Annotated in this window: 23 protein-coding genes and 1 pseudogene; 15 read left to right on the top strand and 9 right to left on the bottom strand. The window is 47.6% G+C overall.

Annotated features, from left to right (window positions below):
• Positions 1–286 precede the first annotated feature (286 nt).
• On the bottom strand, positions 287–1,102 hold the full coding sequence (locus P401_RS0101300; RefSeq protein ID WP_029340902.1) for a RecX family transcriptional regulator: 816 nt from the start codon (positions 1,100–1,102) through the stop codon (positions 287–289).
• A 133-nt stretch (positions 1,103–1,235) separates the two neighbouring features.
• On the opposite strand from P401_RS0101300, the gene P401_RS0101295 reads away from it, so the two are divergent.
• The 7 genes from P401_RS0101295 (at position 1,236) to P401_RS0101265 (ending at position 7,769) form a co-directional block, all read left to right on the top strand.
• Positions 1,236–2,144 (top strand): TIGR01777 family oxidoreductase, encoded by a 909-nt coding sequence (locus tag P401_RS0101295; protein WP_029340901.1) that lies wholly within the window; start codon positions 1,236–1,238, stop codon positions 2,142–2,144.
• Positions 2,145–2,162: 18 nt separating this feature from the next.
• Positions 2,163–3,302 carry an amidohydrolase gene (locus tag P401_RS0101290; RefSeq protein ID WP_029340900.1) on the top strand — a complete coding sequence of 380 codons (1,140 nt, stop codon included), beginning with the start codon at positions 2,163–2,165 and terminating at the stop codon, positions 3,300–3,302.
• Positions 3,303–3,532: 230 nt separating this feature from the next.
• Positions 3,533–4,093: a GNAT family N-acetyltransferase gene (locus tag P401_RS0101285; RefSeq protein ID WP_023467300.1), complete on the top strand. Its 561-nt coding sequence runs from the start codon at positions 3,533–3,535 to the stop codon at positions 4,091–4,093.
• A gap of 127 nt (positions 4,094–4,220) precedes the next feature.
• The gene (locus P401_RS0101280) at positions 4,221–4,904 is read left to right on the top strand and encodes a response regulator transcription factor (RefSeq protein WP_023467299.1); all 684 of its coding nucleotides are present in this window, start codon (positions 4,221–4,223) and stop codon (positions 4,902–4,904) included.
• Positions 4,901–6,295, top strand: coding sequence for a sensor histidine kinase (locus tag P401_RS0101275; protein WP_051656219.1), 1,395 nt, complete (start codon positions 4,901–4,903; stop codon positions 6,293–6,295). The genes P401_RS0101280 and P401_RS0101275 overlap by 4 nt, the downstream gene beginning before the upstream one ends.
• The gene (locus tag P401_RS0101270) at positions 6,292–6,858 is read left to right on the top strand and encodes a TVP38/TMEM64 family protein (RefSeq protein ID WP_051656218.1); all 567 of its coding nucleotides are present in this window, start codon (positions 6,292–6,294) and stop codon (positions 6,856–6,858) included. The genes P401_RS0101275 and P401_RS0101270 overlap by 4 nt, the downstream gene beginning before the upstream one ends.
• 32 nt (positions 6,859–6,890) lie before the next feature.
• Positions 6,891–7,769: an aldo/keto reductase gene (locus P401_RS0101265; protein ID WP_029340897.1), complete on the top strand. Its 879-nt coding sequence runs from the start codon at positions 6,891–6,893 to the stop codon at positions 7,767–7,769.
• A 50-nt stretch (positions 7,770–7,819) separates the two neighbouring features.
• Here the strand turns inward: P401_RS0101265 and rlmD are convergent, their stop codons facing one another.
• Together rlmD and P401_RS0101255 are read right to left on the bottom strand one after the other, a co-directional pair.
• Positions 7,820–9,205 (bottom strand): 23S rRNA (uracil(1939)-C(5))-methyltransferase RlmD, encoded by a 1,386-nt coding sequence (rlmD, locus tag P401_RS0101260; protein ID WP_029340896.1) that lies wholly within the window; start codon positions 9,203–9,205, stop codon positions 7,820–7,822.
• Positions 9,206–9,245: 40 nt separating this feature from the next.
• Positions 9,246–9,458, bottom strand: a complete 213-nt coding sequence (locus P401_RS0101255) for an SE1561 family protein (protein WP_023467294.1) — start codon at positions 9,456–9,458, stop codon at positions 9,246–9,248.
• Between the two features lie 84 nt (positions 9,459–9,542).
• Here P401_RS0101255 and yfkAB point away from each other — a divergent pair, with 84 nt between their 5' ends.
• The 3 genes and pseudogenes from yfkAB to P401_RS0101240 form a co-directional block, all read left to right on the top strand.
• Positions 9,543–10,655, top strand: a complete 1,113-nt coding sequence (gene yfkAB / locus P401_RS0101250) for a radical SAM/CxCxxxxC motif protein YfkAB (RefSeq protein ID WP_029340895.1) — start codon at positions 9,543–9,545, stop codon at positions 10,653–10,655.
• Positions 10,656–10,744: 89 nt separating this feature from the next.
• Entirely contained in the window at positions 10,745–10,927 is a 183-nt protein-coding gene (locus tag P401_RS0101245) for a hypothetical protein (protein WP_029340894.1), read from the top strand.
• A gap of 71 nt (positions 10,928–10,998) precedes the next feature.
• A pseudogene (locus P401_RS0101240) lies at positions 10,999–12,150 on the top strand (MFS transporter); the annotation flags it as partial.
• 41 nt (positions 12,151–12,191) lie between these two features.
• Here P401_RS0101240 and P401_RS0101235 read toward each other — a convergent pair.
• Both P401_RS0101235 and P401_RS0101230 read right to left on the bottom strand, forming a co-directional pair.
• Complete coding sequence (locus P401_RS0101235) at positions 12,192–12,479, bottom strand: hypothetical protein (RefSeq protein WP_029340892.1); 288 nt, start codon at positions 12,477–12,479, stop codon at positions 12,192–12,194.
• 163 nt (positions 12,480–12,642) lie between these two features.
• The gene (locus P401_RS0101230; protein WP_029340891.1) at positions 12,643–13,572 is read right to left on the bottom strand and encodes a DMT family transporter; all 930 of its coding nucleotides are present in this window, start codon (positions 13,570–13,572) and stop codon (positions 12,643–12,645) included.
• Positions 13,573–13,757: 185 nt separating this feature from the next.
• Here P401_RS0101230 and P401_RS0101225 point away from each other — a divergent pair, with 185 nt between their 5' ends.
• The gene (locus P401_RS0101225; protein WP_051656217.1) at positions 13,758–15,707 is read left to right on the top strand and encodes a heavy metal translocating P-type ATPase; all 1,950 of its coding nucleotides are present in this window, start codon (positions 13,758–13,760) and stop codon (positions 15,705–15,707) included.
• A gap of 51 nt (positions 15,708–15,758) precedes the next feature.
• Here the strand turns inward: P401_RS0101225 and P401_RS0101220 are convergent, their stop codons facing one another.
• From P401_RS0101220 to P401_RS0101205, 4 genes are all read right to left on the bottom strand, one after another.
• A complete protein-coding gene (locus P401_RS0101220; protein ID WP_029340889.1) occupies positions 15,759–16,667 on the bottom strand; it encodes a YihY/virulence factor BrkB family protein in 909 nt (302 codons plus the stop codon).
• 86 nt (positions 16,668–16,753) lie between these two features.
• Positions 16,754–17,182, bottom strand: coding sequence for an NUDIX hydrolase (locus P401_RS0101215; protein WP_034785907.1), 429 nt, complete (start codon positions 17,180–17,182; stop codon positions 16,754–16,756).
• A 28-nt stretch (positions 17,183–17,210) separates the two neighbouring features.
• The gene (locus P401_RS0101210) at positions 17,211–18,122 is read right to left on the bottom strand and encodes a PfkB family carbohydrate kinase (protein WP_029340887.1); all 912 of its coding nucleotides are present in this window, start codon (positions 18,120–18,122) and stop codon (positions 17,211–17,213) included.
• A gap of 178 nt (positions 18,123–18,300) precedes the next feature.
• Complete coding sequence (locus P401_RS0101205; protein WP_029340886.1) at positions 18,301–19,194, bottom strand: 1,4-dihydroxy-2-naphthoate polyprenyltransferase; 894 nt, start codon at positions 19,192–19,194, stop codon at positions 18,301–18,303.
• Positions 19,195–19,353: 159 nt separating this feature from the next.
• On the opposite strand from P401_RS0101205, the gene P401_RS0101200 reads away from it, so the two are divergent.
• From P401_RS0101200 to menB, 4 genes are read left to right on the top strand one after another with little or no spacing between them, the layout of a single operon-like run.
• Positions 19,354–20,739, top strand: a complete 1,386-nt coding sequence (locus P401_RS0101200; RefSeq protein WP_029340885.1) for an isochorismate synthase — start codon at positions 19,354–19,356, stop codon at positions 20,737–20,739.
• Entirely contained in the window at positions 20,729–22,372 is a 1,644-nt protein-coding gene (gene menD, locus P401_RS0101195; protein WP_051656216.1) for a 2-succinyl-5-enolpyruvyl-6-hydroxy-3-cyclohexene-1-carboxylic-acid synthase, read from the top strand. The genes P401_RS0101200 and menD overlap by 11 nt, the downstream gene beginning before the upstream one ends.
• Positions 22,369–23,145, top strand: a complete 777-nt coding sequence (gene menH, locus P401_RS0101190; protein WP_029340883.1) for a 2-succinyl-6-hydroxy-2,4-cyclohexadiene-1-carboxylate synthase — start codon at positions 22,369–22,371, stop codon at positions 23,143–23,145. The genes menD and menH overlap by 4 nt, the downstream gene beginning before the upstream one ends.
• An 18-nt stretch (positions 23,146–23,163) precedes the next feature.
• Entirely contained in the window at positions 23,164–23,988 is an 825-nt protein-coding gene (gene menB, locus P401_RS0101185; RefSeq protein ID WP_029340882.1) for a 1,4-dihydroxy-2-naphthoyl-CoA synthase, read from the top strand.
• Positions 23,989–23,994 lie beyond the last annotated feature (6 nt).

The following is a 23,994-nucleotide window of genomic DNA, read 5'->3' as shown; positions in this document are numbered from 1 at the left end:
TTCCGAGCACGCAAAAAGGCATACGGATTTCCGGATGCAGTCCGAGAATCAGTATGCCTTGAAATGGGCATGATGCATTCTTGTTCGTCTGCGCGCTCGGGAGACGAATCCCCTTGCTCGCACATGAAATGAATTACTTATACGTGCTCAAGAGTCTCCGTCATATTCAGCTGTTGGATGTGTGTGAAACCAATTGGCTTTTTCATAGGACGGTTCCTCCTTTTCTTAGTCTGTGCGTAGAATAGCACAATTGTCGGATAATTGTCAATTTTTCATCTTGCTTTTATTATTCCGCCTCTTCTTCTTTGATTTGTTCGAGGACTTGAGCTGCCAGACCGTACGGAAATCCCTTTCGGACGAGCGCTTGCTTCACCTTCTGTTCGCGTTCAAACGGTTCGAGTTGCCGGTACTTCGGATAATACTTGCGTGCTTGATAAAGTGCCGCCTGTTCTTCTTCGTCACCTTCTTCAGCTAAAAATACCTCTTCAATGCCCGCTTTAATCAAATCGGACGAGAACCCGCGCTGCATGAGTGTCATCTGTAGCTTTTGCGTCAATTCGCGTACAGAACGCTGTTGAAGCTCTTTTTGCTTTTGCCGCAAAAACTTCAGGACTTTTTCATATTCCTCTTCATCCGTAAACGTCGCGATTGCTTCATCAATTGCTGTCTTTGGGATCTTCAATACTTCTAGATCACGGCGAATCTTTCCTGGTCCTTGTGGTGTCGTTGCTTTTTTCGTCGCCGTATAAGCAAGCGCGAACTGTTGATCATCCAGATAGCGTTGCTCCGTCAATCGATCGATCGCATGTTTAATCGCATGCTCCGGTGTCTCTTTTTCCGTCAAATACGTGACGACCTCACTTGTTGCCCGCATCCGGTATGATAAATGATTCAATGAGAGACGATATGCCTTCTGCTGTTCCTCAGCCGTCAGTACTTCCTTGACGAAGTCGTCATCGAGCTCCTTATCGCGTTGCAGATTGTATTTGATTAAAATATCCACATCTACGGCAAAGGCGTATTCCTCTTTGCCCTCACGCTCGACATAGATGTTGAATCGTTCGCTGTTCTTCTTCTGTGTCGAGATCCGTTTGATCTTCATGTCGTTCCCTCCCCTAACCTGATTCGGTAGTTCTACGATATCATGAACAGGCAGGTCTATGTTTGAGTGAAACCATGGAACGGGAACAAATGGAAAGAAGCCACTTTTGCTTATTTCAGGGGGGATGGATTACATGAACATTGCGATTACCGGCGGAACTGGTATGATTGGTCAAGCCTTGACGAAGCGTTTACTAGATCAAGGACATCACATCTTTATCTTAACGCGTCATCCGAAAGCGAATGACGCGCAGGTCACATATATCAAGTGGATGACAGAAGACGCAAAACCGGAACAGCACTTAGAGGGCGTCGATGCATTCATTCATCTGGCTGGCGCTTCGATCAACGACGGACGTTGGACGGATGAACGAAAACGTGTCATTCTCGACAGTCGCGTCAGCACGACGAAGGAGCTCGTTCGAATCGTTGAAGCACTCGATCAAAAGCCGAATGTCGTATTGTCTGCATCTGCGGTTGGCATTTACGGACAAGATCGGCATCAAACATTTTCCGAAGATCAACCCCTTCCACCGACCGCTGACTTCCTAAGTCATGTCTGTGTCGCCTGGGAAGACCTTGCCCGCCCGATTGCTGACGCTGGCATTCGACTTGTCCATCCACGAATCGGTGTCGTCCTAACGAAAGCCGGTGGCGCTTATCCGTTAATGCGCCTGCCCTATGTCTTGTTTGGCGGTGGAACGATGGGCGACGGAAAACAGTGGGTCTCCTGGGTCCACATCGACGATTTAGTCGATTTATTCATATTCGCACTTGAGACCCCGACAGTCGAAGGACCAATGAACATCACTGCTCCGCATCCGGAGACGATGCGGCGTTTCGGACAGACGATCGGAAAAGTCTTACATCGCCCACACTGGCTCCCGGCGCCACGCTTCGCGTTAGAACTCGCACTCGGTGAAAAGAGTACGATTGTACTAGAAGGAGCTCGTGTCGTTCCGAAAAAAGCGCTCGAAAACGGATACAAGTTTCGGTATGCTGAACTAAAGGATGCATTGCGAGCAATCGAGCATTCAAACTAGTACAGGGGTGGACGATACTTGGATATCTTAATTCGAAATGCACATATCTATCCGATTACTTCGGACAGTTTTTATGGGGACATCCGCATTCGTGATGGGAAAATCATTGAAATCGGTGAATTACTGGATCATTTAGAAAACGATCAAGTCATTGAAGCAGAAGGTCACTTTTTATTGCCCGGTTTCATCGATGCCCATACACATCTCGGATTATATGACGAAGGTACCGGAACCGTCGGAAATGATGCGAATGAGACGATTTTCGCGATGACTCCTCATCTACGTGCCATTGATGGCGTTTATCCGCTGGATGAAGGCTTTAAGGAAGCCGTCGAACACGGGATCACGACCGTTCAAGTCATGCCTGGTAGCATGAACATCATCGGTGGCGTCACGAGTGTCATCAAGACGCACGGACGGTTCATCGATGATATGATTCTTCGAAAGTATGCGGGTCTGAAGGTGGCACTCGGTGAAAACCCGAAGCGTGTCCATAGTGCTGGCCGTGCCGGTGAACTCACACGGATGGGCATCATGGGGATGTTGCGCGAAGCCTTTCTTGAAGTTCGGACACAACGAGTTTCCGAAACGTTCGCTCATCAGATGATCAAACGGGTCCTTGATCATAAGATGCCGCTTCGTGTACATGCGCACCGAGCAGATGATATCCTTTCCGCTATTCGCTTCGCGGAAGAGTTTGATCTTGATTTACGTATCGAACATTGTACGGAAGGTCATCTCGTCGCAAAAGAAATGGAGCAATTGCCGATCGAAAAAGTGACAGTTGGACCGACATTCACGCGGAAGTCTAAAATCGAACTGAAGAATAAAACATGGGAAACGTACCGGGTTCTCCATGAACACGGTCTCGAAATCTCCATCACGACCGATCATCCGTACACACCTGTCCAATACTTGAACCTCTGCGCTGGTCTTGCCGCACGAGAAGGTCTACCGGTCGATATCGCCTTACGCGCGATCACGATTCATCCCGCCCGCTCGCTCGGTGTGGACGATCGTGTCGGATCGATCGAGACCGGAAAAGACGCGGATCTCGTCCTGTGGAGTCACTTTCCACTCGACTATTTAGCGAAGCCTCTCATGACGATGATTGACGGAAAAATCATTTTTGAACACGCTCAACTGAACTTGACTTAACTCCACCCCCGCCAGGTGTTTTTTGCACCTTTCGGGGGTTTTAGACGCTTACGGAAAACATCTTGTTTTTGTATCTTTTTTCACAAAAATTATTTTCTTGCAATTTTAAAAAAAGAAGGTAATATTATCTTATCCGACAACTGAAGAAGGCATACCATGCGCGGTTCAAACGAGTCAGACAGGTAGCTTTCGACAATCATTCTTGCGGTCCTAAAAGGAGGAATGGAAGTATGCTCAAGCAACGGGAGCTGAGCGACTGCGCTGATTTGTTCGAACTGATGCAGCATCAAGACGTATATCCGTACGTCCGCCAAAAAACACGGTACTTTGATGAATTTCTGTTTACTACAAAGCAGGCAATCGAAGAGGAAGAACGTGGTGAAATCGTATCACGTACCATCCTAGATGAATTCGATCAACCGATTGGTACGATTAGTTTACTCGATATCGAAGGACAATATGGGTTTCTCGGTACATGGTTAGGTAAACCGTATCATGGTAAAGGATACAATCATTTAGCGAAAGAAGCCTTCTTCTCTGAGCTGTTCTTCGAGCTTGGATATGAAAGTGTCTTCATGAAAATTCGCAAAAGCAATATTCGGTCACAAAAAGCAGCTGAAAAATTGCCGTATGCGTTCTGCGCGGATGAGTTGCGCCCTGCGCTTCTTGAGCAATTGAATGCCGGCGAGACACAGTTCACGCTATATGAAGTCTCAAAATCTAGTTTCCACATGTACATTCATGGTCGGGAGCTCGAAACACTATACGATCACCAACAACTCGAAGCATGAGAGCCTTGTCTCTCATGCTTTTTTGTGTCCACACATGCGCTTCTAAAGTTTGAAATGGTATGATAAATAAGAAAACTCATCTTTATGGAAGAAACACTTTCTTCTACAGGAAATGGAGCGAAGACTAATGCCAGAATCGTTTAACATTCTCGTAGTAGATGATGAAGCACAAATGCGTGACCTTCTCGTCTCGAATCTTGAAAAAGAACACTACACGACGATGACAGCTTCTAACGGACAAGAAGCGATCCATCTCATTCAACAAAATACATTCCATCTCGTTCTACTCGATGTCATGATGCCGGAAATGGACGGCTTGACAGCATGTATGCGCATCCGTGAATTCTCAAACGTTCCGATCATCATGCTGACGGCACGTTCGGACGAGCTCGATCGTATTCACGGTCTGAAAATCGGAGCTGATGACTATATCACAAAACCATTCAGCCCTCGAGAATTGCTTGCTCGCATCGAAGCGACTCTTCGTCGTTCTCATCGCTTTACAGTTGATCAATCGGCTACCCTGACGCTCGGCATGCTTGAACTCGACACTGAAAGTCGGAGTGTCCACGTCAATGGCAAACCGGTCAGTCTGACGCGTAAGGAATTTGATTTGCTGCATCTGTTCGCTCAAAACAATGATAAGGTCTTTTCTCGCGAACAGTTACTCGATCAAATCTGGGGTGCGGACTATATCGGGAACTTACGGACGGTCGATACACACATCAAAACACTTCGCTTAAAGCTCGGGGAAGCTGGTGGCTCGATTCAAACGGTCTGGGGCATCGGTTATAAATTCGAGGAAGTATGATTAAGCGCTATACGATCCGGCGCCGGATTTGGATCACGATTTGGTTCACAAGCGTTTTTTCCGCCATTTTATTCGTCTTGTTGACGTTCTACCTCTACGATCGATTCTATCTTCAAACGCAGGAAGATATCTTATTGAACCGAGGCGAAAAGCTGATCAACATTTATGAATCTGAAGGATTATCTGGTGCTTTTTACGATGGAATGACTTATACGAATGAGTTGACGGAATCGAAAGTCTTCTTTATCGATTTCCTGAAGAAAAATCCAGCTGGACTGCGCTTTTTGACGAATGCGGATATCGAAGAACTTCGAAACGGTGAAACCATCGTCTCCAGTCGGACCCATCCGATTGAAGGAACGGATATTTTGATGACCGGGTTTCCGATCATCGAAAACAATCGACTGGTTGGTACGCTGATCTTGTACCTGGAACTTGGGCAAATCAGTGAACCATTCCGCCCACTCCGCTTGATGATCTTCTTCATGATCGGACTGATTGTCTTGAATCTCGTCATCTTCGGACGACAAATCATCGATACGATCATCCGTCCGTTGATCGACATGAAGCGCGCCTCGACTGTTTATGCACAAGGTGACTTTGATTACCGGATTCCGATTCAATCGGACGATGAGATCGGAGAACTCGCAGAAACGTTAAACAAGATGGCGGAATCGCTCGGGGAAGTTGACGAGCAGCGGAAAGAGTTCCTCGCGAACGTCAGTCATGAATTGCGAACACCTCTCTCCTACATCCGTGGTTACACAGAGATGATGCAGGATGATTCGCTTGAGGAAGAAAAGCGTGCGCAGTATTACCAAATTATTGAGCGGGAAACGGAACGTCTGCAACGTCTCGTCAATGATCTGCTCGATCTCGCTCAACTCGAGCGCGATTCCTATCCGATGTCGAAGCAACCGCTTGTCTTCAGTCAAGTACTTGAAGATGTCATCTACCGGATGGAACCCATCGCCCAGTCAAAAGGAGTCACGTTCGTGATGAACCTCGATCCAGATCAAATTGTCTTAGGCGATACGGACCGCCTTGAGCAAGTCTTCGGCAATTTACTCGATAACGCCTTACGGTACACACCGCCTGGCAAACAGATTTTCTTATCGACTGAAACGATCGGCGACCGGACGCATTGTCTTATCCAGGACGAAGGGGAAGGCATTCCGGAAGAACATCTTGATCGACTGACAAAACGTTTTTACCGTGTCGATAAATCACGGACGCGGAAAGATGGTGGCACTGGTCTCGGTCTTGCGATCACGAAACACATCATCGATCGTCATGATGGGACGATCCGGTTCGACTCCGTTCTTGGAGAAGGAACGACTGTCCACATCGAGTTACCGCTTCTTCCGGATGAAGAGGATGGATTCGAATGATGGAACAACATGTCATCCAAACCTTTGAACTCTTTGGACCGTTCGCTCCATTCGTTAGTGTCTTGGTCGGCGTCGTCGTCAGTGTACTTGGTGTCCTACCGAGTACGTTCGTCACCGCTGCGAATCTCGTCTATTTCGGATTATGGATGGGCACATTGCTCTCTTTCATCGGTGAAGTCTTAGGTGCGGTTTGTGCGTTCCTACTTTACCGAAAAGGACTGCGGTATGCCCTTCGTCGCCCACTTCCCGATCGATTCGCTCGTTTACAACAAAAACTGCAAGCACAACGAGGACGTGAAGCGTTTTGGACAATCATCTTGTTGCGGCTGTTACCATTCGTCCCGTCTGGCATCGTTAATATCGCAAGTGCGGCGAGTGGTATTTCCATCCTACTTTTCCTGACTGCGAGTACGATCGGAAAAATTCCAGCCATGTTACTTGAAGTGCTCGCCGTTTATCAGTTCATGCAATCCTCGTCCATCGTCCAATGGTCGATTGCAGGCGTGGCACTCGTTGGTTATCTGATCTATCGTATTCAACAAAAACGAACATCATCGATATAAAACTACAGATGGTCTGAAAGGAAGTATCGTTCATGGAGTTAAGACGTTTTGGAACATCCGACCTACTCGTATCCCCGCTTGGGTTCGGAGCCGGTCACATCGGCGCAAAACAGATGACGGACCGCGAAGCAGTTTATTTACTCGAACAAGCACGTGATCTCGGCATCAATCTGATCGACACAGCACGTGGCTACGGCTTATCGGAGCAACGCGTCGGACAATTTCTAAAGAATCGTCGGCACGACGTCATTCTGTCGACGAAAGTCGGCTATGATGTTCCCGGTGCGCAGGACTGGACCTTTGAAGCGGTCCATGGTGGCATCGATCAAGCCTTACAAACGATGCAAACGGATTATCTCGACATCGTACACTTACATTCTTGTAGTCAAGAAATCCTCGCCCAAGGAGATGTCATCGAAGCGCTTGAACAAGCAAAACAAGCTGGAAAAGTTCGCGTCATCGCTTATTCCGGTGATCGGGAAGACTTGACATATGCTATCGAAACGAATCGCTTCGACAGTTTCCAAACATCGTTTAATCTGTTTGACCAACGTGTCGATGATGTCCTACCTACGCTTTCGAATCACGGAGTCATCGCAAAGCGTCCGATCGGTAATGCCCCGTGGCGCTTCACGGAGCGTCCGGTCGGACAGTATGTCGAACCTTACTGGGAACGTGCGCAACAACTCGCTTATCCCCTCGAAGAATCCAGTTGGCTTGAGACAGCACTTCGTTTCACGGTTTTTGAGCCAGGAATCACGACGGCTATCATCGGCACGTCTCGACCAGAACACCTCGCATTGAATCAGCAACTGATCGAACGTGGTCCATTACCCGCTGACCGTGTTGCTCAATTAAAGGAACGCTTTGCTGAGTGTGACGCGACGTTCGGTTATCCCTCGCAAACATGATAAAAAGCCCGTATGTCCACTCGTGCAAGGAGTGCATACGGGCTTGTTATTTAGAACTTTTTCTTTTTCTTTTTTTCGAGCACGACGATTGCTTCAACGTGCGCTGTTTGTGGGAACATATCGTACGGCTGAATGTACGATACCTTGTATCCCGCTTTCATCAAGTGATCACAATCGCGGGCAAGCGTCTGCGGGTTACACGAAACATAGATGATTTTTTTCGCTTTAGACGAGATCATCGCGTTCAACAATTGTGTATCGCAACCTGAGCGTGGTGGATCGACGATGAAGACATCTGGAATCCAGCCTTCCTTGACCCAACGTGGAATCCACGCTTCTGCCTTACCGACGACGTAGTGGGCATGGTCGAATCCGTATTGCTTCATGTGCGCATTGGCATCTTCAACGGCTTCTTCAATGATCTCCATACCGCGGACTTCTTTTGCTCCTTTAGCAATCCAGAGTCCAATTGAACCGACACCTGCGTATGCATCCACGACACGCTCTTCGCCTGTCAAAGCAGCGGCACGCGCAATCTCTTCATACATCCGCTCTGCTTGTTCTGGGTTCAACTGGAAGAAAGCACGAGGAGACAATTGATACGTGAACTCGCCCATCTCTTCTTCGATCCGTTCAACGCCACGCAAGACTTCTGTCTCTTCTCCGAAGACACGTGACGTTAACTTATCATTAATGTTCAGCGCGACCGAAACGACCCCCGGGATATCCATGATATCGCGTGACAAACCTTCTAAATCACGGAAGCCGTCTTTAAAGGCAACCAGTACGACTTGAATTTCGCCCGTTTTGATTCCTGTCCGGACGACGATGTGTCGCATGACACCGTCTTGTTTTGCTGCATGGTAAACGGGTACTTTATAATCGTTGAGCAGTTTCGTGACAGCTTGGTTGACACGAAGCGTTTCTTTGTTTTGAACGACACAATCATCGATCGCGACAAGACGATTCGAATTGGCCGAATAGAGACCGCTGACGATTTCATTCCCTTGTTTACCGACGACGAATTGTGACTTGTTGCGGTATTCCCATTCTTTCGAACCGATCGTCGGACGAATATCGGCTTTCTCGATATTCAATTTCGTTGATTTTAAGAAAGCATTGCGTAGCATCTCTTCCTTATAACGTAATTGTCCGTCGTAACTCATGTGTTGTAATTGGCAGCCGCCACAGACACTATAGACCGGGCAAAGCGGTGTCACGCGGTCCGGTGAACGATCGTCACGCTTCAAGATTTTCGCATTCGCATAGTTTGCATGAATTTCCGTGATCTCGATCTGTGCCGTTTCCCCGACGAGTAATCCTGGGATGAAGACGATTTGTCGCTCGAGCGTCGCAATCCCTTCACCGTTGATTCCCATCCGTAAACACGTGACCGAACGGATCTCACCTGTCTTTAATTTGATTTTTGTTGCCATTGATTTCATCCTTTCCGTTTGTGCAAATGAAAAAGCGGTCTCAATCTACCGCTTTTTTCGTTTCTTCTTGTTCTTTCATATCCTTCGCATATCGAACGACCTTCGCCTTGAGTTGATCTAGTGATACGATCAGTCGTTCCAAATCTTCGATATCTGATGATTCATCAAGTGAATCGATTGTATGACAGAGAAGCTGCATCCTTGATTTTAGCACATTCATTTGACCAAGTTTATCAGTTCTTGCTTTTCCCATTATTCAGACTTCCTTTCTTCCGCTGGATTCCGACGTTATTTTAGCATACGATACGAAGTGGAGCACTAAAAAGGAGGAGTACCTATGCCACAATCATCACCCATCACGATCGCAAACGATCCGTGGGAAGCTTATCGTGACATTGAACAATACGGCACCGTCCGTTTGACGAACATCGAAGTCACGACGACAAAACTGTGTAACATGCGCTGTGAACATTGCGCCGTCGGTTACATGTTATCCAGTAGCGAGTCACCTGAAATCCCAGTCGAACTACTCATTCAACGTCTGGATGAAATCGAACACCTGCGTGCCTTTTCCATCACAGGCGGAGAACCGATGCTTTCGATGAAATCCGTCAAGGAATATGTCGTCCCTTTACTTAAGTATGCCCACGAACGTGGCGCTAAAACCCAAATCAACTCAAATTTAACACTTCCGTTATCTCGTTATGAATTAATCATTCCTTATCTAGATGTCTTGCACATCTCACATAACTGGGGAACAGCCGATGACTTCATCGATGGTGGCTTTGCGATGATGGAACGAAAACCATCACGTGAAGCACGGACGAAGCTTTTCGAGACGATGAAAGAGAATGCTCGTGTTCTGAATGCACGAGGTGTCATCGTGTCTGCTGAGACGATGATCAATAAGCGGACGTTGCCACATCTTGAAGCAATCCATAAGGAAATCGTCGATATGGGCTGTGTCCGTCATGAAGTGCATCCTATGTACCCCGCTGACTTCGCGTCAATGATCGAAGCAGCTAGCTTGTCTGAAATCCGCGACGGGATCCACCGTTTGCTCGACGTCCGGGATAAAGACGTCTGGATGTTATTCGGAACACTTCCTTTCTATGCATGTTCGATGGAAGAGGCAGATTTGGAATTGCACCGTCGCTTGCGTCAGGAGAAAAACGTATCGGTCCGCAATGACCCAGATGGTCGTTCTCGTCTTAACGTCAACATCTTTGACGGTGAGATCATCGTGACCGATTTCGGCGACGAACTTGCTTCGCTCGGTACGATTCACGAAACGTCCTTCAACGATGCATATGCCCAGTGGCAAGAGACAGAACTGAATAAAAGCTTGTCGTGTCACTGTCCTGCTGTGCAATGCCTTGGACCAAATGCGCTTGTGAAAAACGCATATTACCCTGAGATTGATTTCACAAAACAATCCAGCCGGCTTTAAGAATGAAAAATAGGTTTTGAACGATGGCGTCCCGGGAAAAATGTCACAAAGTAGACACATTCTGTTTTCTAAAAAAAGGGGTGACCGGGATGGAATGGCTCGTAGGTATTGTCGCAATCATCGGTACGTTCAGCATGGTCTTATTCGTCATGATGGTTGGGATTCGTACTTCACACAGCATCGAACATGATGAAGTGTTCGATCAGACAGATTGGGATGAACATCTTCTGCATATGCCGCGTCCGACACGTTTTGAACAAGAAAATAAATGAAGCACGCCCCGGTCTTTCGTTTCAGAGACCGGGGCGTGTTATGCTAAAAGAAAAAAGAAAGGTCGTCGTTACTCGTGTCACGTCGTTTTGCTCTCATTTTATCAATCGTCTTCATTTCCGGATTCACGCAAGGATTGCTGATTCCATTGCTCTCTATTTTACTTGAACGTCAAGGGACTCCAGCCTTCATCAATGGTCTCAGCGCTGCCGTTCTATACATTGGTGTCATCGTCGCTGCCCCTCTCATGGAAGGTCCACTGCGACGACGTGGTTATATTCCGGTCATCTCGTTCGGACTCGCTCTTGTTGCAGTGGCCGTTTTCTTATTTCCACTCCTTCCGAGCGTCATTGCTTGGATGATTTTACGGTTCCTCGTCGGATTTGGTGATCAGACGTTACACTATGGATCACAGGTTTGGGTGACGTCCATTACTCCAAATGAACGGTTAGGACGAACGATGTCACTATACGGGATGGCATTCGGTCTTGGTTTTGCTCTTGGTCCTCTTGCAGCACCTCTCGTCGATGTCATCAACTGGCTACCGTTCGTGTTGACTGGTACATTAACGGTCATCGTCCTGATCTTGTTATCGCGTATGCCGAACGAAAAACCATCGTCTGTCATGCCGGAGGAATTGCAAAGCGCTGCCTCACGGTATAAACTTGTCCTATCGACCGCGTGGTTCACATTACTCCCTGGCTTTACATATGGTTTTCTCGAAGCCACACTGAATGCCAGTTTTCCCGTTTTTGCGACACGTAACGGGTACGGTCTATCTGAGACGAGTACCTTGATCACGACATTCGTCGTCAGCTCGTTGATCATGCAACTTCCACTTGGACGACTTGCTGATCACTTCGGAAAACGTCGGACGTTAGTAACCGTTCTTTCAATTGGCTCTGTCGCTTTCCTGATTGCTTGCTTCGTCTTCGAACGTTACGGCTGGTTGTTTGCGATTTTTGCTGTCAGCGGGATGGCACTTGGCTCGACGTACTCGCTTGGTGTCGCCTATATGACGGAACAGTTACCGCGACACCTTCTTCCGACGGGCAACTTGCTTGCAGGGATTGCCTTTAGTCTTGGTTCGATCCTTGGACCGATTGCTGGCAGCTTGTTCGTTCTGCTTCCAGCTATGCTTTATTTCAGTCTATTCGTTCTGGTCCTAGCGACACTTGCGTTTCTCTTACGATACGCGAAACGTCACGAATCATCCCGGATATAAAACAAAGGATCTTGCGCTAATCATGCGCAAGATCCTTTGTTTTATTTCACGATTCCTTCTTGCCGAAAACTCCGCCAGAGCTTATCGTCGATCGCATACGGCTGTTCTTTTGCACGCTTCAGTTCTTCTGTCTCGAGCAGCACGACGACCTCTCGACCGTTGATTGACCACACTGAATCGTAACCTCTCTCCGCCTCGATGATTTCCACATCCACATCTCCATGGGTTTCCTTCAACTGCTGACTGACGCACGTTACGACGAACCGGGCAAACTCATCACGTGGACGACGAGCGGCAATGATCTTTCGAACGATCTCATTCCGTTCCATTCGTTTTCATCTCCTTCCGTTTTATAGTCGCACTAGCCTTTCAGACAAGGCCGAATCGGTCTTCACTTGACCGTACAGAAAAAAGCCGAACAGGTCGGCTTAAGCAACGAACGATTGGGAGTTACTTTGATTGAAACTATTTTTGCACGATTCTGAATCTTCGTCAACCTCGCTTTTGAAACCAAACAGGAAGGTACGTCGATACTAAAATACCACTGACGACGAAGAGTAATCCAAGCAACGCTTGCGGTGGAATCGTCTCGCCCAAAATCAAGGCAGATAAACTGACACCATAAATCGGTACGAAGAACATGAACAATGACACTTTACTGACCGGATTATATTTCATCAGTAAGTTCCAAAGCGTAAATCCAGTTGCTGATAAGAAGGCAAGATACATGAGCATCCAAGCACTTGTCGTTGAAAAAGTGAACGGTGCGACGTGACCATCGAGAATGACTCCTGCGATGAAGAGACCGATTGATCCAATGACCATCGCCCATCCAGTCATCGGTGCCACAGGATAATGCGCCGAGTATTCTTTCGCGATTAAATTACCGAACGCTCCGGAAACCATTGCTGCAATCAACAATCCTTCCCCTACTCCAAACGAGACACCTTGCCCCCCTTGCGGCCAGTTGGCCAAGATAACACCTGTGAATCCAAGGAATAAGGCGAGTCCTTTAAACCGATTCAGTCGATCGTCTTCATATCGAAAATGAGCCAGCAACATCTGGAAGAACGAAGTCGATCCCGCAATGATTGATCCTTGTACGCCGGTTGATAACGACAAACCGATATAAAAGAAGACATACTGCAAGAACGTCAAAAAGAAGCCAAGACGACTATAGGCATAGGTCCGCTCCTTCAGCGTAATCGTCTGTTTGAAGACGAGGACACTGACGACAAGTAACAGCACACCTGCCAAAAAGAAACGATAGCTTGCGAACAGCAGTTGCTCTCCGTATTCCGAAGACGTGATCTGTAATAAGTCATAACTTTTTTTAATGAAGGGAAACGCACTTCCCCACAAAAAAGTCGTCAATAACGCAAAGACGACGAGTCCAATCCGATGGGTTAAAATTTTTTGCATCTTTCTAGTTCCTTTCCTGTTCCTTTTCACTGAAGCATGGTATAGTAATTCTACAGATAATAATAATTATAATCTAGAGACAATGAAACTCATTATCAATCAGTTAAACTCATTGATATATCACATTCTCATTCTCTTTCTATAATGATTTCATTTCTCATTTACATTTCGAAAGGAGTTTTAATATGACGACTTCCACTACTACCGATGTTCAACAGCGTTCCGTATTCCGTCATGCTTGGGATGAGCATCACGAATTGATTCTAGCATTGTTTAGCGGAATATTGATTTTAGTTGCTTACGGACTTGAAAAATTCAATGCGGCGTCTGCCGTTTATGTCACATTGTACTTATCCGCATATGTGATCGGAGGATATGCAAAAGCGAAGGAAGGATTGACGGAGACGTATCAAGAAAAAACGTTGAATGTCGAACTGCTGATGATTTTAGCAGCGATCGGTGCTGCTGCCATCGGCTACTGGATGGAAGGTGCGATCCTCATTTTCATCTTCGCGTTATCCGGTGCCCTTGAAACATATACGATGAATAAGAACGAACGTGCCTTACAAAGTTTAATGTCTTTACAACCTGAGGAAGCAACACGTCTGAATGCAAACGGACAACTCGAAGTCGTTGGAATCGAACAATTAGCGATTGGTAACCTTGTCTATGTTCGTCCGGGGGAACGAATTCCGGTCGATGGTGTCATCGTTCGTGGTCAAGCAGCGATCGAAGAAGCATCGATTACAGGTGAATCGATTCCGGTTGAAAAACAAACGGGCGATACCGTCTACAACTCAACTGTCAACATGAATGGGGTCTTGACGATTGAGATGACGAAAGCTGCTGACGAATCGTTGTTCCAAAAGATCATTCATATGGTCCAAAATGCACAAAGTGAGCAATCACCATCTGCTCAGTTCATCGAACGCTTTGAAAGCCGTTATGTCAAAATCGTCCTCCTCGTTGTCGCACTCATGATGGTCCTCCCTCATTACGTCGTCGGTTGGACGTTTGAGACAAGTATTTACCGCGCGATGATTCTTCTCGTCGTCGCCTCACCTTGTGCTCTTGTTGCATCGATTACGCCTGCTGCCTTATCTGCAATTGCCGCATCTGCGAAAAATGGCGTTCTCTTTAAAGGAGGCGCACACATCGAGACACTCGGACAAGTCGACACGATCGTCTTCGATAAAACGGGTACACTGACAACAGGGAAACCCGTCGTCACTGAAAGTCGTTATGCGGAAGGCATGGACGTTCGAACAGTTCAGCAAGCAGTTGCTTCCATCGAAGCACAGTCGAACCATCCGCTCGCACAAGCGATCGTCAATCACTTAAAAACCGATGTCCGCGAACCATCGACGTTTAAAGATGTAACAGGATACGGAATTGAAGCAACCGTCGATGGCATCACTTATCGTATCGGTAAACGGGCATTCCACGATGGTTTAGACGATCCATTCGTCGCGATGGAACAGTCACTGAAAGAACAAGGGCATACGATCGTTTATGTCAGTAATGGAGCACAGATTGTAGCGCTTTATGCGTTACGTGATACGATTCGCCCAGAGACTAAAACAGCGATTGCTGCCTTAAATGATCTCGGCATCGCAACGATCATGTTAACAGGTGATAATCCAGTCACGGCAGCTGCCATCTCACGTGAAGCAGGATTAACGGATTTCGTTGCTGAATGTCTACCGGAAGATAAGGTCCGCTATATCAAGCAATACCAAACAGAAGGTCGGACCGTCGCGATGGTGGGTGACGGCATTAACGATGCCCCTGCCCTTGCACTAGCACATGTCGGTATCGCAATGGGTGAAGGAACAGATGCCGCGCTCGAGACCGCTGACGTCGTCTTGATGAAAAATGATTTAGGTCGCCTTGCCTATGCCGTGCATAAAGCGCGGAAGATGAACCGGATCGTCAAACAAAACATCACGCTAGCGATCGGTGTCATTCTCCTATTGATCGCATCGAATTTGTCCCAGTTCCTAATCATGCCATTCGCTGTCGTCGGACATGAAGGATCAACGATTCTTGTCATCCTGAACGGTTTACGCCTTCTTCAACAGGATGCTTTACCAAGTCTTCCACAGCGTTCATCTGAGAAACGATTAGCTGCTTAACACGAAAAAACGTCTGATTGCCGCAAGGCAGTCAGACGTTTTTTCGTATCTTCATCCGAACGTATTCGTCGGAATCGCATCAAGTTCCGCTTGTTCCTTCAAGCGCTTTTCTTCCATCTTTTTTGGATCCGCTTTTTTCATGAACCGTTCCCATGATGCGTTCAATTCAGAACCGAGCAAGATGATCAGCCCTGTGAAGTAGAGCCATAATAACAAGATGACGACACTACCGAGCGAACCGTAGGTCTGATTGTAGTTCGAGAAGTTCGAGACGTAAAATCCGAATCCAACCGATAATAATTGCCAGACGATGACACCAAAGACGGCTCCTGGAATTGCCTCTTTAAATGTAATCGGGCGCTTTGGTGCGACGCGGTAAAAAATCGACAGGATACCAATCAATAGAATCGTCGATACGACATATCGTAAGACCGTCAGTAGGATTTTTTGCCCCATATCGATCGGCAACACGAAGTTGGCAAGATACGTAATGATCGGACCACCGAGCACATTCAAGACGATCAGCAACAACATCCCGACTCCGAGCACGATCGTGAGTAACAAGGCAATCCCACGCGCTGCGACAAAACCACGGGGAGAGAAGTCACCATAGGCATGGTTTGCTGTCGTGATCAAACGATCGACTCCTTTGGAAGCGGACCAGACAGCAAGAATCGCACCGATCGATAACAGACCACCCTGCGGTTCTTTGATGGCTTGGAAAATTGTATCCGTGAACGTATTAACGGCTCCGCCTGGCGCTAGGTCCCGAATTTGTGACTCGAGTGTCTGACGATCGATATCAAAGAATGATAAGACCGAAATGACGAAAATGATTCCTGGGAAAATGGATAAAAACCAGTAATAGGCGAGTGTCCCTGCATAATCCGTGATATTATGATCGGACATTCGCTGCTTTAAGTTAAGGGCAAGCCCTTTTGGATCGCGTGAATGCGCCATCGTCATCTCTCCTTCATGAAAAAGAGGCAGTCGAAGACCACCTCATTGTTTTAATATACTTTTCCCATTTTATTTCAACTAAAACCTCATTCGTTTTCAGAAAGGATTAATTCATAGAATGGTTCTGTCATTTCTGCCAGTTGTTTGGCAAGTGACGGTGGACGAATTGGCAACGAAGGTAGCTCCGAACGCTTGATCCAGACCGGTGTATAACCCGATCCTTCCTCTTCGAATTCTTCACCCGTACCCGTGCCAAACTGACCACCAATTGTTTTCGCCCAAAAATAAGGATTATCGAATCCATTAAAACGGACGATGGCGGCAATACCGGTCAACTCCACGTCGATGCCAAGTTCTTCATGTGCTTCGCGAATCGCTGTTTCTTCTAACGATTCTCCGTCATCTTTCCCACCGCCTGGAAAGACATAATACGTTTCGTTCGGTTTATCCCGTCGGATCAACGCAATTTCATCCTGTTCGTTTCGTAAAATGATTGCACTTCGTTGAATCGGCATGACGCCACCTCCCTTTTATCATTTCTACTTATTGAAGAGCATCTAGCATTTCAGGAACGAGTCCATTCTCTGTTGAAGCGATGACTTCTGCTGCGACCTTCATACCAAGCTTCAAAGCCTCTTCTGCTGACTTTTCCTGTGTCAATTCGGACAAGACTGCGGAGAAGAAGGAATCGCCTGCTCCCGTTGAGTCGACAACCTTCACTTTTTTCGTTCCGACGTGACCTGATGTCGCCGTACGACGATCAACGTAGACCGCCCCCAGTTCACTCATCGTCACGACCGTAAACGGAGCGCCCTTTTTCGCTAGCTCATTTGCTACATGAATCGCATCTTCGACCGTCACGATCGATAGATCAGACAGAATTTCAGCCTCTTCTCGGCTACAAATGAATCCAGTGAACCCTTGTAGCAGATGACGATTTCGTTCGATGACGCTCAAGTGACCACAAACACCAAACAATGGCAACTCCATCTTACGACATAAATGAATCAAACGTTCTAAGACCGTGACGGACAAATCCAAATCGATTGCAACGGCATCGACTCCATCGAGTGCATAGATCGATTGACGTAAAATCGCCTCTTCGAGCAACTTGGCATCCGGTTGTTTCGAGATCGATGTTTGCAAGTCACCCTCGTTATCCATGACAGCTAGCCACATACCCATTCCATGATCTTCTAACATTTCGACGTGATCCACATTCGCACCGTAGGATTTCAGCTCATCGAGCACTCCCACGCCAATCTGATCATTCGTAACCGTCGAGATAAAGCGAACTTCATTCCCGAGGACGGCTAGATTTTGTGCTACGTTGCGTCCTGTTCCTCCATTTGAAAACGTGATGTCTCCTACGTTTTTCGCATCCTTATGCAAAGGAGCGAACGAAGTTCCTTTTATGTCGACGAATACTTTTCCGATTACCGCGATTTTATTCATTTCAGTTCCACCTCTAACCATATTTCCTGATTTCCGACCTTGTTTGATCTTTCAGGCACATTGCTTCAATTATAGTAAAATTTTAAATCAGTGACAACCGAAGTACTTTTTTTCTAACTGTTCCCTATCTTCACGTAAAAAAAGCAGCAAGCGAATCGCCTGCTACTTTAAATTAAGATTAGATATTCGCGATCACGAGACTGATTGCGAGTAAAAGTCCGAAAATCGTATTCACTTTACCAGTCTGTGCCATACCAGGCATCAGTTTTTCCGGTGGCAAGTCTTCCCAGAAGAGACGGACTGCTTTGATCATGAGTGGAATACTTAACAACGCGAGTAACGCAAACCATGAGACTTCGAATGCGAGTACAGCAATAATGAGAGACAGGACAGCTGCCGCAAAAAATCCGATCAAGACGTAAACAGCACGGCGATGTCCGACGAGACAGGCAATCGTTTTTCGTCCGTTGACCTTATCATTATCCAAGTCCCGAATGTTATTCGCAAGCAGGATCGAGCCGATCAAGATGGCGACTGGTACCGAAATCGCAACGGCTTCTGTCGGAACATAACCAATTTGCAAGTACGCAGAAATCGCGATGATGATATACCCCATGAAAAAGCCTGCAACGACCTCTCCAAACGGTGTATAGGCGATTGGCAGCGGTCCCCCTGTATAGATATATCCGACGAACATCGAGATGAGTCCGACGACAAGCAACCACCACGACGTCTCGATACACAGATACACACCAAGTAATGCCGAGATGCCATACAACGTAAGTGCGAACGCTAGGATCGTTCCCGGCTTGAATCCATCACGCACGATCGATCCACCGATTCCGACCGATTCCTCCGTATCTAAACCCCGTTTGTAATCGTAGTATTCATTGAACAGATTCGTTGCGATTTGAATCAGCATCGACGCGATCAACATCGCCACGAACAAATCCAAGCGTATCGATTCCACGCGTGGTGCGACAACTGCCGTACCGACGACGACCGGAACAAAACTTGCTGTTAACGTATGCGGTCGTGTCATTCGCCAATAGACAGCGATTGATTTATTCATATAATAACCCCTTTCCTGTCTAAGTGTATCGGGTTTCGTTTTTTGCTGTCAATGTTCAATCAGAGATAGCTTATTCCTTCTTTTTTGTCCGCAAAAAGTTTACACTTAGATTAAGTGAAACATATCACAGTATCTATAGACTAGGGGGCAATGAGCGGTATGGCTTACGCTCAACAAGAGCTAAAACAGTGTATCGAACAGGCCGTCAGTCAGGCGAACGCCTCACAACGACCTATACTCGCTTCGTATTCATGGGAAATCGAAGCAACTGACATGCGTTCCCTCGAACAGGGTATCGAGGAACGATTTTATTTCGCGACACCTGATCGCTCGATGCGGGCCATCGGGTTTGGCATCGTACAACAACTTCAGGCTTCAGGAACGGATCGTTTTTTACGGATTCAATCGCAATGGGCAAACTTGAATCGCGATCATGTCGGTCATGATTTATTTGCGTTCAGCGGATTTTCGTTTACCGAGCTCAAACAACCGGATTATCGTTGGTCTTCCTTCGGAGACGCTTCGATGACGATTCCGAAGTTTTTATTTCTAGAACAAGATGGCAAGACACGTGTGACGATTTTTGCTCGCGTCGAGCCTATGGATCAAGTCGATTCGATTTTAAATGAACTCGCACTCGATTTCGCCAAAGTCAATCAACCGCATGCATCGACTTCGACAGGCGTCACACGCTTACGACTATCGCGGGACGGAAATGAAGCCTTTGAAGCTTCGTTCCATCAAGCGATGCACTACTTGGAGACGACACTTGAAAAAATCGTCCTGGCGCGCGAAGTCGTCTATGAGCTGGATCGTCCGCTCGACGTAGCCGCTGTCGTCGCTGAACTCGAAGATACGCAACCCGGCAGCTACGTCTTCTGTTTCCAACCGAATCCGGAAGAAGCCTTCATCGGCGCTACACCGGAACGACTCGTCTTAAAACGTGGACGTCGTCTTGAAACGGCAGCCGTCGCTGGTTCTGCACCACGCCACGCGATGGATGAGATGGACGAAGCACTCGGTCAATCGTTATTACAAGATCAAAAGAACCGGGTGGAGCACGGAATCGTCGCGGATTCGATCGAACGAACATTATCTGTCTTTTCAGAGGAACTGGATTGTCCGGATACACCGATTCTCTTGAAGAATCGCCATATCCAACATCTTTATACACCGATCACAGCTCATTTAAAAGAAGATGTGACGTTATTCCAATTAATCGAAAAACTGCATCCGACACCTGCGCTTGGGGGCGAACCAAAGCAGTTAGCAGTCGATGCCATCCAAGAAATCGAGACGTTCGAACGAGGATGGTACGGTTCACCTGTTGGTTGGATGAACGGACAGGATGACGGGGAATTCATCGTTGCTATTCGATCTGGATTATTTACAGAACGGGCGGTCATTCTTTATGCCGGTTGTGGTCTCGTCGAAGGCTCTCATCTCGATAGTGAACTGGCAGAGACGGAAACTAAACTATCACCGATGGTCCAAGCACTTGGACACGTCGGTTCGATTGAAAAGGATGATATTTATGTTGACTAAGTGGATGCATACGTTAATTGATACGCTCGTCGCTTCTGGTGTCCGGGACTTCGTCATCAGTCCCGGTTCCCGTTCGACACCACTTGCCATTGCTGCTTTTCTGCATCCTTCTAGCCGTACCCACGTCCTTGTTGACGAACGGTCGGCTAGTTTTTTTGCTTTAGGTCTAACACGGACGGAAGAACGCGTTCGTCCCGTTGCATTGATTTGTACGAGCGGTACCGCTGCGACGAACTATTATTCAGCAGTGACCGAAGCGAACATCTTTGAACTTCCGTTGATCGTCTTGACCGCCGATCGACCACACGAATTACGGAATGTCGGTGCGCCACAAGCCATTGATCAGGTCGGCCTGTACGGAAAGCAGGTTCGGCATGCGTTTGATCTTCCTTTAGCAGAAGAGGCAAGCCTTCCTTACGTCGCTCATGTCGCACAACGTGCAACCCTACTCTCCCTGACGGAACCAGCAGGACCGGTTCAAATCAATGTTCCGTTACGTGAACCCCTCGTACCGGAACTCGATCTCTTACGGACAGGGCGCCCGGTCGGTGTTTTACCTGAACCAACACCGGGAGTAAACAGCGCTTTAGCGACCGTGCTTCAAGAAGAACGTCTTCTGTTTGTACTTGGGCCACAACTCACTGCGGCGGACAGTCAGATTGTCATTTCGTATGCGAAACAAGCAGGGATTCCGGTGTTAGCGGATCCACTCAGTCAAGGAAGACAATCGCATGATGCTCACGTTTTTGCCTATTACGATACATGGCTCAAACATCCAGCTACCGCTCAGCACGTCAGACCAGATCGAATCATTCGTTTTGGTGCCATGCCGACGTCAAAACCTTATCTGCTTTGGTCTCGGGATATTCCGACGACGGTCGTCGGTCATCCAGGAAACTGGCGCGACCCGCAACTTCATTCTGATTTCATAATTGGTCACGCGCGACAACTCGCGCATCATGAATCTGTTCCGCACGACCCTGCATATCTGACACTGTTGCAACAGGCGGAGCGATGCGTCGTCGGTGCTTTTGCGACGATCGATCAAGAAAAGATGACGGAATATAACGTCGTCCGTGCATTGGCGACGTTACAGGACGGAAGTCTCTTCGTTTCGAACAGCATGCCAATCCGGGATGTCGATACGTTCCTACCGACAGGAACACCGCTTCGTCTACTCGCGAACCGAGGAGCGAACGGGATTGACGGGATTCTCTCCAGTGCGCTAGGAGCAACGTTTGATGCCAAGCATCGCTACTTACTCGTCGGTGACTTGGCGTTCATTCATGATATCAACGGTCTGATGACAGCACGGACGCTTCCGCTAACGATCATTCTCGTCAACAATGCGGGTGGCGGCATCTTTAGCTTTTTACCGCAACAACAACTTGAGCAAGAAGTCTTCGAACCACTCTTCGGCACACCGCAGCATCTCGACTTCGCTTCTCTCGCCTCCGGCTACGGCGTAACTTATCAGGCTATCGATTCGATCGCCGCGTTACGTCAAGCACTTGCGGAAGAGACGAACGTCACTCGGATTCTTGAAGTCAAGACAACACGAACAGAGAACGTACAGATGCACCGTTCGATCTGGGACGTAACGAATCAAGCGCTAGCCGAGGTGTTCCAATGATTTTGCGTGGGCATACGTATCATGTGCAAATCGAGGGATCGGGTCCACCGCTCCTATTGCTTCATGGTTTTACAGGCTCCCTCTCGACGTGGAATCTGCTAAGTGAGCATTTATCGACCCACTTCACCGTCTACCGTCTGGATTTGATGGGACATGGAAAAACGACACCGGCATCTGAGCAACGAATGCGTTTGACGCAACAGGTCAAGGATCTCGAGGCACTGCTCGCTACGCGATCCGAGCCATGGATCGTCCTTGGATATTCGATGGGTGGACGAATTGCTTTAATGCTGAGCGTCGTCTCTGAGCAAATCGCTCGGACGATTGCTGTTAGTACGACACCCGGTATCCAGACGGCAAGCGAGCGAAAAGTACGTCGTGCATCCGATCGAAAGTTAGCGGAGCGACTTGAAAAAGACGGACTCAAAGCTTTCATCGATTACTGGGAGACACTTGGACTATTTAAACCCCAAGCCCTTCTCAAAGAACAGCAACGCACGCAACTGCGTCAGGAGCGCATGTCCCAAACGGTTGAAGGTCTGAGTGCTTCTTTACGTGCACAAGGTACAGGGAGCATGCCATCCCTTTGGTCATGCCTTCCGAAAGAGATTGATTGGATCGTCGGGGCAGAGGATAAAAAATTCCGTGCCATCGCTTCACGCGCGGCATCACCTGAAAAAATTCACGTGATTTTGCACGCTTCGCACGCCCCACATATCGACCAACCGCAAAAGTTTGTTACAATGGTAAAGAATCTACTTATTCATCACTAACATATTGGGGGAATTCAAATGAAATATGCTCCGGAATGGGTATCAGCCCGCAGCTATGAAGACATCAAATATGAACAATGGAACGGGATCGCAAAAATCACGATCAACCGTCCTGAAGTTCGCAATGCGTTCCGACCACACACGGTCCACGAACTCATCGACGCATTTTCACGTGCACGTGACGATCAAAATGTCGGCGTCATCATCTTAACAGGTGAAGGCGATCTCGCATTCTGTTCTGGTGGAGACCAAAAGGTACGCGGACATGGTGGATATGTCGGTGACGACGAAATTCCACGCTTGAACGTCCTTGATCTTCAACGTTTGATTCGTGTCATCCCAAAACCAGTCATCGCTATGGTCGCAGGTTATGCGATTGGCGGCGGACACGTCCTTCACCTCGTATGTGACTTGACGATTGCTGCAGAAAACGCCCGCTTCGGACAAACTGGTCCAAAAGTTGGTTCATTCGATGCTGGATATGGCTCTGGTTACCTCGCACGCGTCGTTGGACACAAGAAAGCGCGCGAAATCTGGTACCTCTGCCGTCAATATGACGCACAGCAAGCACTTGATATGGGACTCGTCAACACGGTCGTTCCACTCGCAGATCTCGAGCAAGAAACGATTCAATGGTGTGCTGAAATCCTTCAACATTCACCAACGGCTCTTCGTTTCCTCAAAGCGGCATTCAACGCCGACTCAGATGGTCTTGCAGGGATTCAGCAACTCGCTGGAGACGCTACGTTGCTTTACTACACAACAGACGAAGCAAAAGAAGGACGCGATGCGTTCAAAGAAAAACGCAATCCGGACTTCGGACAGTTCCCGCGTTTCCCATAATGAAAA

The organism is Exiguobacterium acetylicum DSM 20416 (genome assembly GCF_000702605.1).
In the GTDB taxonomy this organism is placed as follows: Bacteria; Bacillota; Bacilli; order Exiguobacteriales; family Exiguobacteriaceae; genus Exiguobacterium_A; species Exiguobacterium_A acetylicum.
The sequence above is the reverse complement of the archived record's forward strand: the minus strand, read 5'-3'. Positions and strand labels throughout refer to the sequence as shown.